16 protein-coding genes are annotated in these 15824 nt (G+C 43.4%); 2 read left to right on the forward strand and 14 right to left on the reverse strand.

Annotated elements, in window-relative coordinates; all coding sequences use genetic code 11:
• The first annotated feature begins 4 nt into the window (after positions 1–4).
• Positions 5–973, forward strand: a complete 969-nt coding sequence (secF, locus tag F895_RS01205; RefSeq protein ID WP_005244311.1) for a protein translocase subunit SecF — start codon at positions 5–7, stop codon at positions 971–973.
• 123 nt (positions 974–1096) lie between these two features.
• Here the strand turns inward: secF and F895_RS01200 are convergent, their stop codons facing one another.
• Positions 1097–1810, reverse strand: a complete 714-nt coding sequence (locus F895_RS01200; protein ID WP_005244313.1) for an aspartate/glutamate racemase family protein — start codon at positions 1808–1810, stop codon at positions 1097–1099.
• Positions 1811–2002: 192 nt separating this feature from the next.
• Between F895_RS01200 and F895_RS01195 the strand changes: the two genes are divergently transcribed.
• Positions 2003–3469 (forward strand): NCS1 family nucleobase:cation symporter-1, encoded by a 1467-nt coding sequence (locus F895_RS01195; RefSeq protein WP_005244315.1) that lies wholly within the window; start codon positions 2003–2005, stop codon positions 3467–3469.
• Between the two features lie 16 nt (positions 3470–3485).
• Here the strand turns inward: F895_RS01195 and F895_RS01190 are convergent, their stop codons facing one another.
• The 13 genes from F895_RS01190 to F895_RS01130 all read right to left on the reverse strand — a co-directional run bounded on the left by F895_RS01190 (position 3486) and on the right by F895_RS01130 (position 15752).
• On the reverse strand, positions 3486–4136 hold the full coding sequence (locus tag F895_RS01190) for a 4'-phosphopantetheinyl transferase family protein (protein WP_005244317.1): 651 nt from the start codon (positions 4134–4136) through the stop codon (positions 3486–3488).
• 69 nt (positions 4137–4205) lie between these two features.
• On the reverse strand, positions 4206–5615 hold the full coding sequence (gene der, locus F895_RS01185) for a ribosome biogenesis GTPase Der (RefSeq protein ID WP_004775614.1): 1410 nt from the start codon (positions 5613–5615) through the stop codon (positions 4206–4208).
• Positions 5616–5791: 176 nt separating this feature from the next.
• A complete protein-coding gene (gene bamB, locus F895_RS01180; protein ID WP_005244319.1) occupies positions 5792–6934 on the reverse strand; it encodes an outer membrane protein assembly factor BamB in 1143 nt (380 codons plus the stop codon).
• A complete protein-coding gene (locus F895_RS01175) occupies positions 6934–7632 on the reverse strand; it encodes a YfgM family protein (protein WP_005244321.1) in 699 nt (232 codons plus the stop codon). The genes bamB and F895_RS01175 overlap by 1 nt, the downstream gene beginning before the upstream one ends.
• Before the next feature lie 29 nt (positions 7633–7661).
• Positions 7662–8954, reverse strand: coding sequence for a histidine--tRNA ligase (gene hisS / locus F895_RS01170; protein ID WP_005244323.1), 1293 nt, complete (start codon positions 8952–8954; stop codon positions 7662–7664).
• Positions 8951–10066: a flavodoxin-dependent (E)-4-hydroxy-3-methylbut-2-enyl-diphosphate synthase gene (ispG, locus tag F895_RS01165; protein ID WP_005244326.1), complete on the reverse strand. Its 1116-nt coding sequence runs from the start codon at positions 10064–10066 to the stop codon at positions 8951–8953. Before ispG ends, hisS begins: the two co-directional genes overlap by 4 nt.
• 22 nt (positions 10067–10088) lie before the next feature.
• Complete coding sequence (locus F895_RS01160; protein ID WP_005244327.1) at positions 10089–10883, reverse strand: helix-turn-helix domain-containing protein; 795 nt, start codon at positions 10881–10883, stop codon at positions 10089–10091.
• On the reverse strand, positions 10874–11680 hold the full coding sequence (gene pilW / locus F895_RS01155) for a type IV pilus biogenesis/stability protein PilW (RefSeq protein WP_005244329.1): 807 nt from the start codon (positions 11678–11680) through the stop codon (positions 10874–10876). Before pilW ends, F895_RS01160 begins: the two co-directional genes overlap by 10 nt.
• 16 nt (positions 11681–11696) lie before the next feature.
• Positions 11697–12932 carry a dual-specificity RNA methyltransferase RlmN gene (gene rlmN / locus F895_RS01150; RefSeq protein WP_005244331.1) on the reverse strand — a complete coding sequence of 412 codons (1236 nt, stop codon included), beginning with the start codon at positions 12930–12932 and terminating at the stop codon, positions 11697–11699.
• A gap of 121 nt (positions 12933–13053) precedes the next feature.
• Positions 13054–13485 (reverse strand): nucleoside-diphosphate kinase, encoded by a 432-nt coding sequence (gene ndk, locus F895_RS01145; RefSeq protein WP_004652531.1) that lies wholly within the window; start codon positions 13483–13485, stop codon positions 13054–13056.
• Between the two features lie 108 nt (positions 13486–13593).
• Positions 13594–13794, reverse strand: coding sequence for a Fe-S cluster assembly protein IscX (iscX, locus tag F895_RS01140; protein WP_004652532.1), 201 nt, complete (start codon positions 13792–13794; stop codon positions 13594–13596).
• 95 nt (positions 13795–13889) lie between these two features.
• A complete protein-coding gene (locus tag F895_RS01135) occupies positions 13890–14441 on the reverse strand; it encodes a phosphatase PAP2 family protein (RefSeq protein WP_005244340.1) in 552 nt (183 codons plus the stop codon).
• Between the two features lie 39 nt (positions 14442–14480).
• Positions 14481–15752 carry a glycosyltransferase family 4 protein gene (locus F895_RS01130; protein WP_005244342.1) on the reverse strand — a complete coding sequence of 424 codons (1272 nt, stop codon included), beginning with the start codon at positions 15750–15752 and terminating at the stop codon, positions 14481–14483.
• Positions 15753–15824: the final 72 nt, after the last annotated feature.

The raw sequence follows: 15824 nt of genomic DNA on the forward strand, positions 1-15824 counted from the left end.
TCACATGACTGATCTGACTCAACAAGACTCAAAGCAATACGGTCGCCCAGATGATCTAAAAATCATCCCATTCATGAAGATTGCCACACCTGCGGCCATCTTCTCGATCCTGATTACCATTGCCAGTATCTTCTTTATCGCCACTAAAGGTCTCAATCTTGGTTTGGACTTTACTGGTGGTATTTCGGCTGAATTAAACTACAAGCAAGGGGTTCAACCTGCTCAAGTGATTCAAGCCTTGGATCGTGCAGGCTTCAAAGATGCTGTAGTACAAACTTTGGGGAGTAATACCGACCTGATCGTGCGTATGCCTGTACAAGAAGACCTGAATGTTGAAGACCTGAGCAACAGCATTACTAAAGCAGTTCAATTGCCAAATAACACGGTAGAAGTTCACAAAGTGGACTCTGTCGGTGGTGCGGTAGGTAATGAGCTCTATGTACGCTCTGCGGGCGCAGTCGCACTTGCTTTGATCCTGATGTTGATCTACGTGACCATTCGCTTTGAGTTTAAAATGGCTGTCGGCGCTGTAATGTCATTATTCCATGACATTATCATCATTTTTGGTGCCTTTGCGCTGTTCCAATGGCCATTCGACTTAACCGTATTGGCGGCTGTACTTGCAGTGATTGGTTTCTCACTCAACGATAATATCGTGGTATCGGACCGTATCCGTGAAAACTTCCGTAAAATTCGTGGTGCAAGTCCTCGTGAAATCGTAGACATCGCCTTAACAGAAACTTTACGTCGTACCATTCACACCTCGATGACCTTATTACTCGTGGTTCTGGCCATGATGTTCTTAGGCGGTGATGGCTTACACTGGTTCTCTATGGCGATGTTTGTCGGTATCTTTGTCGGTACTTACTCATCGATCTATATCGGTACCGCATTCGCCTTATGGCGTGGTCTGAACCGTCAGGACTTTATTGTTCAAGTTAAACCTGAATTTGAAGAAGAAGAGATTCCTTAATCTCCCTTCTTTTGATTGAACAACAATGCCAGCGAAATGCTGGCATTGTTGTATGCGTTTTAAGGAAAAGCTGAACTTAAACAGACGCTCATCATCGATATTTTTACACGCAGTTGCGCTTCATTATCCTTTTATTAAGGGATAATCATAATCTCCCCACTTACTGGTTTGAATGCCTAAACCATGCAGGCTTTCAATCAGTTTAACCGCAGCCCGAACCCCATCAATAATCGGAATTCCCAGCTCTAGACTGACCTGATCCGCCATCTCGGCCATGCCGCCACAGCCCAAGACGATCGAGCCAATCCCATCACGCATTTTGGCTTGCTGGCAGCTTGCCAATAATTTTTCATAGGCCGCTTGCTTATCATGTTCCAAAGCCAATACAGGAAGATCAATGCATCGAATCTGTGCACATTTCCGTTCAAAGCCATATTGATGCAATAAATGTTCAGCAATAATTTTGGTTCGGGCTAAGGTGGTGACAATCGAAAATTTTGTCGCCACCAAACTGGCCATATGAAATGCAGCTTCGGCAATGCCAATCACAGGTGCCTGAGCCAACTCTCTTGCCGCATGCAAGGCTGGATCACCAAAGCAGGCGATAATATGCCCATCGACCTGCTGTGCTTTTCCTTGTTGAATTAATTCAAGTACTCCAACAGCAGAAATCGCCTCATCATAATGCCCCTCAATCGATAACAGCCCTTTCTCGGGAGACTGGGCAATAATTTCGGTATCTACCGCGGCCACCTGACGTGCAGCTTCAGCAATCGATGTGGTCATTTCGGCACAGGTATTTGGATTAATGATTTGGATACGAGTCGTGTTTCTCATTTCTGCACATTTTTAATTCAAAAAATAAGAGTGATCATATTTCAATCCAACTGGTCTGAACAGTTAAAATATAAAATTAAATATTTAAACAAATACAATCAATAAATTAACAATAAATTTAAAATAATGAAATGAAGTTGGCTTAATTTCTGCATAACTGGTCTGAACAGTTGTTTGTCTTGAAGACCCGTCATGAGCGATAACCCGAACTATAGTCCTAAACTCTCCAATGAAGATCTCATCCCTGCGCAACAAAATTGGACGTGGTATAACATCTTTTCCTTTTGGATGTCCGATGTACATAGTATGGGTGGCTATGTGGTCGCAGCGAGTTTATTTTCGCTTGGTCTTGCCAGCTGGCAAGTGTTGCTGGCTTTACTGATTGGTATCGTAATTGTCCAAATTGCGGCGAACTTGGTTGCAAAACCTAGTCAAATTTCAGGTGTTCCCTATGCGGTGATTTCTCGCCAAGCCTTTGGGATTTATGGGGCCTATATTCCAGCCTTAATTCGCGGCCTGATTGCGGTTTCATGGTATGGCATTCAAACCTGGCTGGCCTCCAATGCCTTGATGATGATTCTTCTTAAGTTCTATCCAGCCTTACATCCGCTTACACTGACGGAATTTGCGGGTCTAAGCACGATTGGCTGGATCTGTTTTGGTTTGATCTGGGCGATACAAGCACTGGTTTTCTGGAAAGGGATGGACACCATCAAGGTGTTTATCGACTGGGCAGGCCCAATGGTCTATGTGGTGATGTTGACACTGGCATTATGGTTGGTATGGAAAGCAGGCTGGCAGCAGATTTCCTTTAAGCTCAGTGATAAACACCTCAGCGTCAATCAACAGATCATGCAAACCATTATCGCCATCGCATTAGTAGTGTCTTATTTCTCAGGTCCCTTACTCAACTTTGGTGATTTCTCCCGTTATGGCAAAGATATGCAACAGGTCAAAAAAGGTAACTTTTGGGGACTGCCATTTAACTTTCTTTTCTTTGCTGTCATCGTCGTCATGATTATTTCAGGGACGTTTACTGTGTTTGGAAAAATGGTACATGATCCACTCGAAACGGTTGCCATGATCGATAACGGGGTTGTAGTGGTACTCGGTTTATTAACAGTATTAACCGCGACCATTGGCATTAATATTGTGGCGAATTTCGTTTCAGCTGGGTTTGATTTTTCTAATCTTGCCCCACGCTTTCTTAGTTTTCGCAGAGCTGGCATGATTGCCGCGATTGGTTCGATCTTTATCACCCCATGGAATCTATTTAACTCCCCTGAACTGATTCACTATACGCTTGATACTTTAGCGGCATTTATCGGTCCACTATTTGGCATTCTACTCGCTGACTTTTACCTGATTAATAAACAACAAGTGCTGGTCGATGACTTATTTAGCGACCAACCCACAGCAGCATATTACTATCAAAAAGGCATCAATCGAAAAGCCGTCGTGAGCTTAATGGCCGCGGTCAGCATCGGCCTGCTCTTGGTGCTTATTCCAAGTTTTCAGTTTTTGGCGCCCTTCAACTGGTTTATTGGAGTCCTCCTCGGCAGTAGTTTTTACTATCGCCTCTCTCGGGAAAGCGTTGCTTCGAAAACAAGCAATATCCATCATCAGCAAAGCTTGAATATTCCTCAAAACCATCAATGAATGCATGGATGGTTTTTTAATACTGAATGATCTGGATCTGTGGAAACTGGAAACCACGGCAGGACTGCTCTGCCCGCCACGCGACAGTCAATACCATGTTCTGATGAAGAATAAAGTTTTGATAAGCAAAGCTTCCAATCAACGGATGAGAACACATTCCACCCTGATTGGACGGATGTACTTGGGTATTCAGACTATTCAAGTCCAGACGAATACCTAAACCTGATGCTTTTAAAACTGCTTCTTTGGTGGTCCAGACTCTGAACCAGTATTCAGCATCCTGATCCTGCTGTTGCCAGATTCGATATTCCTCGGCATGAAATGCATGTTGAGCCAAGGCATCAAAACGCACTTTACGATCCAGTTCTTCGACATCAATCCCAATATCTTTCACCTGTTCACTCATCGCCAAGGCATAATATTGCTGACTATGCGAATGATTAAAATGTAAGGTATGGGAGCTTAAAAAGGGTTTACCGTGTTCATGCTTGGAAAAACTTAAATCGTCCACCGAGCAAAGCTGTTGATTTGCCAGCAACGTATTTCTATAGGTTCTAATCTGTTCTTTTTTATAGTGATTAAACGATCTTAAATCAGCAAAGTCAGCTTTATTTTTTTGCAGAAGTTGTGCCAATGCCTGAACATGGATTTCGATTTGACCTGCCATCTGATCACTCCCGTTATTGATACAAAAAAGCCCAAAGCAAACTTTGGGCTTTTCGGCATCCAGAATAGCTTAACGCTTAAATTTCTTTTCTGCTTTTTTGAATTTCTGAACATAACGACGTTTACGCGCCGCTACACGCTCATCCACTTGCGATTTGCGCCCTTCAAATGGATTCTCTGACGTTTTAAAATCAATACGGACTGGCGTTCCTTCAAGTTTATACACTCGACGGAATACGTTTTCCAAGTAACGACGATAGTCAGCAGGTGTCTTATCAACCTTGTTCCCGTGGATCACGATAGTCGGTGGATTTTGTCCGCCCATATGCGCATAACGCATTTTAATACGACGACCACTGATCATTGGCGGCTGATGCGCTTCAGTTGCATCACTTAAAATCTGGGTCAGTTTCGCAGGAGAAACTTTTAAATTTGCTGATTCATAAGCACGATGGATCGATGGATAGAGTTCACCCACCCCAGTCCCATGCAATGCAGAAATTAAATGAATTTTCGCCCATGGAATGAAGTCAAAACGGCGTTCAACATCGAGCTTACACTGCTTACGATCATACTCGGTCATGTTGTCCCATTTGTTGATCGCAATCACCATGGCACGACCAGCTTCAAGTGCATAACCAATCAAATGTAAGTCTTGTTCAACAATACCTTCACGTGCATCCACTACCACGACCACCACATGGGCATCTTTCATGGCTTGCAATGTTTTCACGATTGAGAACTTCTCAATCATTTCATCGACTTTACCTTTACGACGCACGCCCGCCGTATCAATTAAAGTATATTGACGACCATCACGCTCATAAGGAATATAAATTGAGTCACGTGTTGTTCCCGGCTGGTCAAATGCAACCACACGTTCTTCGCCCAACAAACGGTTAACCAAAGTCGATTTACCTACGTTTGGACGGCCGATAATCGCTAAACGTAAACCGGTATTTTTGTTGTGTTCATCTGGATTTTCATCTTCTGGGACTTCAGCCAACACTTCTTCCAGCATTTGCTGTACACCACGACCATGACTGGCCGCAACCTGCATTGGTTCACCCATACCGAGCTTATAAAACTCAACCAAAGCCGCTTCAGCATGAACACCATCGACCTTATTGGCAACCAAGTGAACTTTTTTGCCTAGGGTACGAAGCTCACGTGCGATTTGCTCATCGGATGCCAACAGGCCAGCACGCGCATCGACGACAAACACAATAATGTCTGCTTCATGGATCGCGGTCTTCGACTGCTCGGCCATGTATGAATCAATACCGCCCTCATTCTCCCCGATACCCCCCGTATCTACGACAATGAACGATTTATTTTGATAAACCGCATCGCCATATTTGCGGTCACGAGTTAAACCAGCGAAGTCAGCAACCAAAGCATCACGACTTTTGGTGATTTGGTTAAATAGCGTTGATTTTCCGACGTTTGGACGACCAATGAGCGCAATAACGGGTTTCATAAATTAACCTTAATTCAGACGAGCCATCGTTGATGACATCGTATCAGAAACAGTATGGAAGATTTTGGTGATCAAGTAATCACAATAAAAATTCGGGGTTTTGTTTAAACAAATACCCCGATCATTCTTTTATTAGCAATAGCTAATTGCGCATTTTACCACAAGCTAGAACAAAATTAACGATTCTGCCAAATGCTTAATGCACCTTTTCGTGTTGCAACATAAAGTTGATTGTCAATCACGCGCAGTGAACGAACCTCACCGCTGGTTTTGGCACGGCCAATCAACTTACCTGAAGCAGGATTAATCAGATGCAATACGCCATCCAAATCACCCACTACAAGATTTTGCCCTAGCATTACAGGATTACTTAGCTTGCGATTCAGCAATTCTTCATTTTGCCAAACCAGCTCACCTGTCGCCAGGCTATAGGCATTCAGCTTGCCATCCGTCGTCGCAACAAAAACTTTGTCATCCGCAACTTCAGCACTGTTGGTACTGCTGGCATCTTCACTCCACACCACACGTTGTGTCGCGAGATCAGTCACTGTGACTTGACCTTGGAAGCTGGTGGTCACTAAATATTGTCCTGCAACAACAGGATCACCCACGACATCAACTAAACGCTGAATGTCTGAACGGCCTTCGCTGATTGCCACACGACGCTGGAAACGTGGTACACCACTGATAATATCCAAGGCATAAATATAGGCATTTGCAGAGCCAATCAATACCGTCCGCTCATCTAAACGAACGGGTGCAGGTTGACCACGTAAACTAAATTGAACATTTGGCAGCTTATAGGCCCAGACCTGTTGTCCAGTCACCGCATCATGTGCAAATACAGTCCCGTCATTGGCAATAGTAATCACACGACCTGACTGGATCAAAGATGGAGACAAAATGGCACCAGACAATTTCGCTGTCCACTTTTGCTCGCCTGTCGCTTGATCTAAAGCAAATAACTGGCCTTTACGATTGCCACTGACCACAATCCCTTCACCCGCTTCAACACCCGCAGTGAGTTCTTGTTTGGTGATTTTACTTTTCCAAAGACGCTGTTTACCTTTGTAAGCAGAAATCTGACCATCCGGATCAATCGCAAAAATCACACCATTGTCGGTATCTAGCTGCAAGCGCAAAGATTCTGCCGCATTGGTCGACGAAACACTTTGTGAGAACACAAGGTTTAAACTTTGTTCTTGTACGATTTTTGGCAATGGATTCGGTTTTGCTTCTTTTACTTTATTGCTTGAACAACCAACGAGTAAAGCTGAAGCAATGGCAATTGCCAAAGGTAGTTTTAGTTTATTCTGCATTAAGACTCATCCACTTTGGTATCTAAGATCGGGCGCTCAAACTCAGGATCATCTACTAAAACGCCAACACTTTCGAGTTTAATTTGTAAAAGCTGACGTTCCTGTTTGCGCTCGAGCAAGTTATCCCATGCACTTTGATACGCTTTGCGTGCAGATTCATTGTCTTTTTTGGCAACAAAAATATCACCACGAAGTTCATCCGCAGTTGCCTTGAATGCTGGATCTGTCACGCTAGATAGAGTTTTCAAAGCTTCATCATATTTGCTTTGTGCCAGTTGCGAATCTGCTAAACGTAATTTAACAATTTGCAGCAAGCCCGCATCCTTGACTTTTGAAGCTTCAACTTTCTTCAATGCTTTTTCAGCTGCCGCATAGTCCTGCTTGTCATAAGCAAGCTTCGCCATGATAAATTGTGTTTGAATCGCTTGAGCAGAGTCTGCATCGTCTTTGACAATTTTATCTGCTGTTTCTGACAACGTCGCAAAGGCATTCGGCTGACCCGATGCCGCCTTCGCTTCATCCATCAAGTTTTGTACCTTGGCAGTCTGGTTCTGGGATTCGGCAAGATTTTTCTTTTGCCAGTATTCCCATCCGAAAAAGGCAATCAAGGCAATGAGAATTCCGCTAATGATTGCAGAACCATATTTTTTGGCAAACGACTTGAACTGGTCGAGTTGTTCTTCATCACTTAAACTCATGTGATTGTCCTTTTCCTAACTTGTGCAATTTATTGTTTAAATTTTTCGATAAAAAATGGCGCCAGTTCAGTTAAAGCAACTTGTGACTGTTCTGCTGTCGCAAGTTCTTTAACGAGAAGCTGCTGTGATTCCCACTCGCGCTCACCCAAGATCACCGCATAGATTGCGCCAGATTGATCGGCCTTTTTCATTTGGCTTTTCATGCTGCCTTGTGAACCTGTTTTCAGGCGAATTGGACTATTTACTGCCTCTAACTGGTCACGCATCTGCTCTGCCAATACCAAAGCTTTGGCTTGGTACGCTGGCTCAGCCAACAAGAATACTTCACAATCACGTACGTCTTTGGCTTGTGCAACTTGTTCAACCAACAACAGCAAACGTTCCATTCCCATGGCAAAACCAACCGCTGGAACAGACTGATCGGCTTTACCTTTAAGCTGTCCAACCAAGCCATCATAGCGACCACCCGCACACACCGTTCCTTGAGAACCCAACATGGTGGTGGTCCATTCGAATACGGTCTTGTTATAGTAGTCCAAGCCACGCACTAACTTTTGGTTAATCACAAACTCAACACCTGCATCAGTGAGGTATTGCTGTAATTGCTGGAAGTGGTTGATTGAATCTTCTTTAAGAAAATCATGCAACTTCGGTGCATTTTCCAAAATCTTTTGCGTTGATTCAATTTTCGAATCCAGAATACGCAAAGGATTCGTGGTTAAACGGCGTTGTGAATCTTCATCCAAGGCATCTTTGTGTTGGTTTAAGAACGCAACCAAAGCCGCACGATATTCTGCACGCTCATCTGTTTCACCAAGAGTATTGAGCTCTAAGCGAACATTCGCTGCCACACCCATACGTTTCCATAAACGCGCGGTCATTAAAATGAGTTCAGCATCAATATCAGGCGTTGCCACACCAAAAGTTTCAACACCAAATTGATGGAACTGACGATAGCGGCCTTTTTGTGGCTTTTCATAGCGGAACATGGGCCCGAGATACCAGACACGCGGTGTCGCACCACGCAACAGGTTATGCTCTAACATGGCACGTACACAACCCGCCGTCCCCTCAGGACGTAAGGTGAGTGATTCAGGTGGCGTACCTTTGTCGAAAAAGGTATACATTTCTTTTTCAACGATATCGGTCGCATCACCAATTGCACGTTTAAATAAACCGGTTTGCTCAACAATAGGCAAACGGATCTGTTGATAACCATACGCATCCATTAATGATGCAAGTTGTTGTTCCAGACTTCTCCAGGCCGCAGTTTGCGTTGGAAGGATGTCATTAAAACCTTTGATAGCGACGATTGAACTCATGATGAACTACGAATAATTTCTTTAGATTTTGCTTCTTCAAGCTCTTGAACACGTTGACGAACCATTGTTTCAATTTCATCAACCAACTGATTTGTGTCAATTAAATGACTTTTTTCACCATTACGATAGACCAATGAACGCGGTGATGCACCGACAATCCCGATATCCGCCTCTTTGGCTTCACCTGGGCCATTCACCTTACACCCGATCACCGACAAGTCCATCGGCGTACGGATATCCTCTAAACGCTCTTCCAATGCCTGCATCACTTGAATTACATTGAATTCTTGACGTGAACAACTTGGACAAGCAATAAAGTTAATCCCGTTTGAGCGTAAACCCAATGATTTTAAAATATCAAAGCCGATTTTAATTTCATCTTCCGGCTCTGCCGCAAGCGAAATACGCATGGTATCGCCAATGCCTTCCATCAACAGTCCACCCAGTGCAATCGCCGATTTGACTGTACCCGTACGGTAAATCCCAGCTTCAGTCACACCCAAATGCAATGGATTATCAATCTGTTGTGACAGCAAGCGATAAGCATCCATGGTTAAAAACACATTCGATGCTTTTACGCTGACTTTAAACTCGTGGAAATCCAAACGATCCAGAATATCGATGTGACGCATTGCTGACTCAAGTAAAGCCTGCCCTGTCGGTTCACCATATTTGACCTGTAAGTCTTTTTCTAAAGAACCCGCATTGACTCCAATACGAATCGAAATGCCGTGATGTTTTGCTGCTGCAACCACTTCACGTACTTTTTGATCCGAGCCAATATTGCCTGGGTTAATCCGCAGACAGTCTGCGCCATAATCCGCAACAGCCAAAGCAATACGATGATCAAAGTGAATATCCGCCACCAATGGCACAGAAACGCGTTTACGAATTTCTCCAAACGCTTCTGCTGCTTCCATCGACGGTACCGAAACACGCATGATATCTGCGCCAGCATCTGCACAGCGCTGAATTTGCGCCACAGTTGCCTCAACATCGCAAGTTTCAGTATTGGTCATACTTTGAACACTGATCGGGGCATCACCACCGACATACACCGAACCAACACGGATTTTACGTGTTGGGCGGCGTTTAATTGGGTTCACAATCATCGTATAGCTCTACTCTCTGGCATTAACGAGACAAACGGAATTCTGCTTTTCCATTGACCGTATATGGAGACAAGGAAATTTTCTCTTGATTTAAAGTCAATGCTACGGCGGTCGCATCATCTAAACGAATTTGAAATGGTGATTCACCACTTAAAGTCAATGTTGATGCTTGACGACCTGTTGCCAATACTTTACCTGTTGCATCTACGATATGCACAGAGGTTGGTCGATTAAAGTCCAGAACCAATTGGTCACCAGATGTTGCTGTGGTGCTAGTTCCCATTGGTAAAATCTGCACATCCGAATTTTTAATCTTTGGCACATCTTCATCATCTTTATGACTTGATGTCCAGTTCTGAACCGCCATTACAGCTAACCACGCCAATACAGCGACAGCCACCGCGATTGCAATACGCTTTAACCAGATACGATTACGCACACTTTTCGAACCTGATAATTTCCCCATGATTTTAATTGGAGAGTTATTCAGGGCATGGCTGGCTTTAAGTCCAGTATCATTCACATAAATTTCATCAAAACGTTGAATGATCGCACTGGCATCTGCATTTAAATGCTTTGCATACGCACGGTAATAACCTTTAATGAACGTCGCTTCCGGCAAGGATTTATAATCATCCTGCTCTAATGCTGTCAAGGTTTTGACAGGCATATTCAATACGTTTGCAATCTCTTCAATTTCTTTCTTTTGTGCAATACGAATTTGACGCAAATACTCACCAGGTCGTTGAATATTTCCTAACGTTGACGCTGGCGAGGTTGAGCCAGTTGGCTGATGTGAATTTGGATTTATTTCCATACGGCCTCAGTACTGTACTGTAATTGCAAATAACGTTGATATTCTGGACTATCAGGAAATAGCGCACGTAGTTGATTAACCAGTACCTGCATTCCTAATTGATCCGCATTCGCTCGAGCAATGCGTAGACCAATCCAAAGCGCACGAGCACCTTGGTTGTTCTGCCCTACATTACGAACATATTGTTCGTATAGTTGTGACGCATCTCTATTATTTTGTTGCAAATAGAAAATTTCCGCCAACTCTAACATTGAAATGGTTGCGTTTCGATTCGCTTGTAGCGCTTGTTTGAATGATTTTTCAGCATTCGCAACATCGCCCAATTTTAAATAGATTCGTCCTAGGTTTTCCAACGACTGAAATCGTTGATCATAGCCTAGCGTTGCACCCGCACGGGTAAATTGCTCAATCGCTTCATTATAGCGTTGCTGCTGATACAAATATGTACCGTAATTATTACGCGCTTGAGCATTATCAGGTTCTGAGGAAATCGCACGCTTAAAATAAGCCTCTGCTTTTTCCATATTGCTTGCACTGCCTTCTTGTTGCAGCAAGATGCCCATCATCATATTGGCATTGGCATCACGAGAGTCCACTTTTAACGCTTGATCAAGCGAACGTTTGGCCGAATCTAGATCACGGCTACGAATATATTCTGCAGCCAGCTGTGTTCGAACTTGAACTGCTTTTTCTGGATCTTTTTTTAATCCTGTAGAAGGCGATTGACAAGCTGTTAAGCCAAACAAAGTAAACACAACAGCCGTCACAGTAATGGTTTTTGTTCGAGTGGTATTCAACGCCTTTCCCCAAGTATTATCCTTGTGTGCGCAAAATTTCTTGTCGTTGCGCCACTTTCTTTTTCCATTGTTCAGCACGACGAGTACGATCTGCAACCTGTCCTACTAATTGTCCACATGCGGCATCAATATCATCACCACGTGTCTGACGAATCGTACACACAAATCCGGCATCCGACAAAGTTTTTTGGAAGGCAATGATACGGTTACGGCTTGAACGACCATACGGGGCATGCGGGAATGGATTAAATGGAATCAGGTTGATTTTACTTGGTAAGTTTTTCAACAATTTTAAAAGTTGTTGGGCATGCTCAGGTTGGTCATTGACCCCTTCCAACATTACATATTCAATAGTGACATGACGACGTGCACTTTCATTGCCATCTTTGGCTAAATAGCGTTGGCAAGCAGCGATTAATTGTTGTAATGGATATTTTTTATTGATTGGCACAAGTTCATTACGAAGTTCGTCATTTGGTGCATGTAATGAAATCGCCAAAGCAACATCAATGTCCTGCGCCAGCTGATCAATTTTAGGTACAACACCTGAAGTTGATAGCGTCACACGGCGTTTTGACATGCCATAAGCAAAATCATCCAGCATCAATTGCATTGAACTGAGTACAGCATCATAGTTGAGTAACGGTTCGCCCATCCCCATCATGACCACATTGGTCACTGTACGCTCGCGTTCAGCCACAGGCACATCTTCCATATAGGAATAGTTTGCCATCCACAACTGACCAATAATTTCTGCTGGTGTTAGGTCACGCTGGAAACCTTGTTTCCCTGTTGAACAGAATGAACAATCCAGTGCACAACCCACTTGCGATGAAATACACAAGGTCTTACGTGCCCCAGTTTTGTCATCAGCCGGAATCAGTACGGTTTCAACCAGAGAACCTTCACCGTCGCCCACACGGAACACCCACTTACGTGTTCCATCTTTGGAATAATTACGGTGAACCACTTCTGGCGCTTTAATTTCACAAATCTTTTCTAATTTTTCGCGTAATTTTCCTGAGATATTACTCATCACGGCAAAATCAGTCACAAAATATTGATGAATCCACTTCATCACCTGACTGGCACGAAACTTTTTTTCGCCCAAATCTTCAAAGAACTTTTCTAATTCAGTTCGAGACATGCCAAGTAAATTTACTTTTTGCTCGACAGCATGAACGACAGGTGTAGAAACAGACTGTTGTTTTTCATCCAAATTTTCCGATGAAACGACCACTGCAGAACTCATGTATATTTACCTAAACGATATCAGCGCTAGAAAATGCTGTGCATTATTTGCACAACCCAATCTATAAGAAATAAAAAACCAGATAAGTAGTATACCACTTATCTGGCTTGAATACTTTGGATTAACGAGTGCGTGGGCAAATCTCGTTATCAGCAAAGAAGTAAGCGATTTCACGCTCAGCAGAAGCAACTGAGTCAGAACCGTGAGCAGCATTTTCATCGATGCTTACAGCGAAGTCTGCACGAATTGTACCTGGAGCTGCTTCTTTAGGATTCGTCGCACCCAAGATTTCACGGTGAGCAAGAACTGCGTTTTCGCCTTCAAGAACTGAAACAACCACTGGACCAGAAGTCATGAATGCAACGAGGTCAGCAAAGAAACCGCGTTCTTTGTGCTCTGCATAGAAACCTTCAGCATCTGCTTGAGAAAGGTGTTTCATTTTAGTTGCAACAATTTTCAAACCTGATTTTTCGAAACGAGCAAAGATGTCGCCGATGTGGTTTTTAGAAACTGCATCTGGTTTTACGATAGATAAAGTGCGTTCAATCGCCATGATTGACTCCTATTATGGTCTAAACTAAAAAAATTTGCCGCATTATACCGATGTCATCGCCAATAATCAGCTTGAATATGCAAAAGTTCTGCGATTTCTGACGAATTTTTAACGAACTTCATCTAACCATGCCATTTGAATGGCTTCAAGCAAACCTTCCGTCGATTTATTCGGATCATCACTAAAATCAGGCAAGGCACATACCCATGCATGTAGATCAGTAAAACGAATCCATTGAGGATCTACATCTGGATGTGCTTCGGTGAGCTCAATCGCAATATCAATCGTATCCGTCCAACGTAAGCCCATATAACAACCTAAATCAATTTGTATCGTTGAGCGTACTTTAACAAAACACCTGATTTAAGAGATAGTGTTCTGTTGCTAAATTCTTGTTAAAAGACTTATAACGCCATATGAAAGCTCGGTGCGAGTAAAATGATCGCACTGGCAACCGATGCACCAATCATGGCTCCCACAATTACATCACTGGGATAGTGCAGACCTAATATCATGCGAGACAATGCAACCAAAATGCTAAATGGCAGCATTAAAATCAATAACATGGGTTGGATATACCCCAAAGTAATGGTGACCATCACGGCATGTAAAGTATGGCCTGAGGGAAAGCTAAAGTGGTCTAGCGGACGTTCTCCCAAGACAATGACCTGATGCACCTGATAGGGTCTTGGACGGGTGGTTTTATTTTTCAGAAATTTATAAATCAGGGTACCAATAGAACCCGCCCCAACCAGATATAACAGCTGTAGACCATACGCCCAGCCTTGCATTACCCATACTGACAACAACATGGCATACCAAAATGGCCCATCACCCAAACGACTAATCGTTTTAAAAAACAAGGCGACACGTTGTGATTGAGAGAGATGATTCAGGTAGAGACACCCTTTTAAATCCAAATCTAGTATTTTTATTTTTGCATTTTGAAGATTCATACTCTTTCTCCTCTTTATTGAGAATACTTTAAGTCGTGGTCATGGGAGACTCCTCACGACTTGATACAATGCTTGTTCTAATTGTTGTACTGGAAACTGCCAACTGCTCTGCTGGACACTTTCACTTGCGAGTAAACCCATTGCTCTTAATTGCGGCAGCGCGGGTAAATCACAAATTGACTGCATTAAATCTGTTGTATGCCCCAGTGGACTCAACCATCCTGTGACATCATGTTTGACATGCTGATGGGCACAGACATAGTCATAAGCCACTACAGCCAAGCCACTGGCAATCGCCTCTAAAACCACATTACCAAAGGTATCGGCTTGGCTGGCAAAGGCAAATACATCGGCACTGGCGTAGGCTGCCGAAAGCGCTTGCCCACTTAAACTGCCCATAAAGATCACATCATCAGATTGCGCCATTTTTCCAAGCCGCACTCGATCAGGCCCATCACCCACAATCACAAATTTGATATTTCTGCCTTGTCGGGCCTGCAAGGCGTGGAAGCTTTTAATCAGCACATCGACTTCTTTTTCTGGAGATAAGCGCCCCACATAAAGCATGACTCGCGTTTCTGCATCAGCACCCCACTGTTGGCGAAGTTGCTGTGAGCGATGCTGAGGTGAAAATTTTACGGTGTCTACACCGCGACCCACCACTACCAAAGGGCAAGTCACACCAAAACCACGCAAGGCTTGCTCGGTATATTGACTCGGTACACAGGTCACATCGGTGCTGTTATGAAACCACGTTAAATAGCGCTGGATTGGTTTGACTAAAAAAGCCAGATCAAAGAAGCGACTGAAATCATGAAAGGCTGAATGGAAGCCACTCGATACTGCGATTTTTCTCGACTTAGCGGCTTGTAATGCGGTTAAGCCTAACGGGCCTTCAGTTACAATATGCACCACATCTGGCGCAAACTTTTCAAAAGCTTTTGAAACTTTGAGATATTGTGGCCAGCCAAACTGAATACTTGGATATTTAGGAATCGGCTGAGACATGACCAGACATTCCTGTTCTGGATGAAATTCGGTACACACTTCTTTTTGTATCGGGCGTACCAATAAAATTTTATGTCCAAGCTTTTGTAGCCCTTGGCACAATTGCATCATCGACAGAGCCACACCATTAATTTCTGGTGGCCAAGTTTCAGTCACAATGGCAATGCGGAGACGAGGACGAACCAGATCACGCAGTTCAGACAATTCATCTTGTTTATTTTTGAGTTGTTTCCTTTTAAAGTAGAATTTAAAATTTTCAGGAAACTCTTGCTTGAATAGAGATGTAGCGTATGTACTCTGCATATCGCCATCCATTTGTGTCGTTATTTTCATGTTTTCAGCATAAAAATATTTTTTGACACTTTAATGATCAGT

This window comes from Acinetobacter sp. CIP 64.2 (assembly GCF_000369645.1).
Taxonomy (GTDB): domain Bacteria; phylum Pseudomonadota; class Gammaproteobacteria; order Pseudomonadales; family Moraxellaceae; genus Acinetobacter.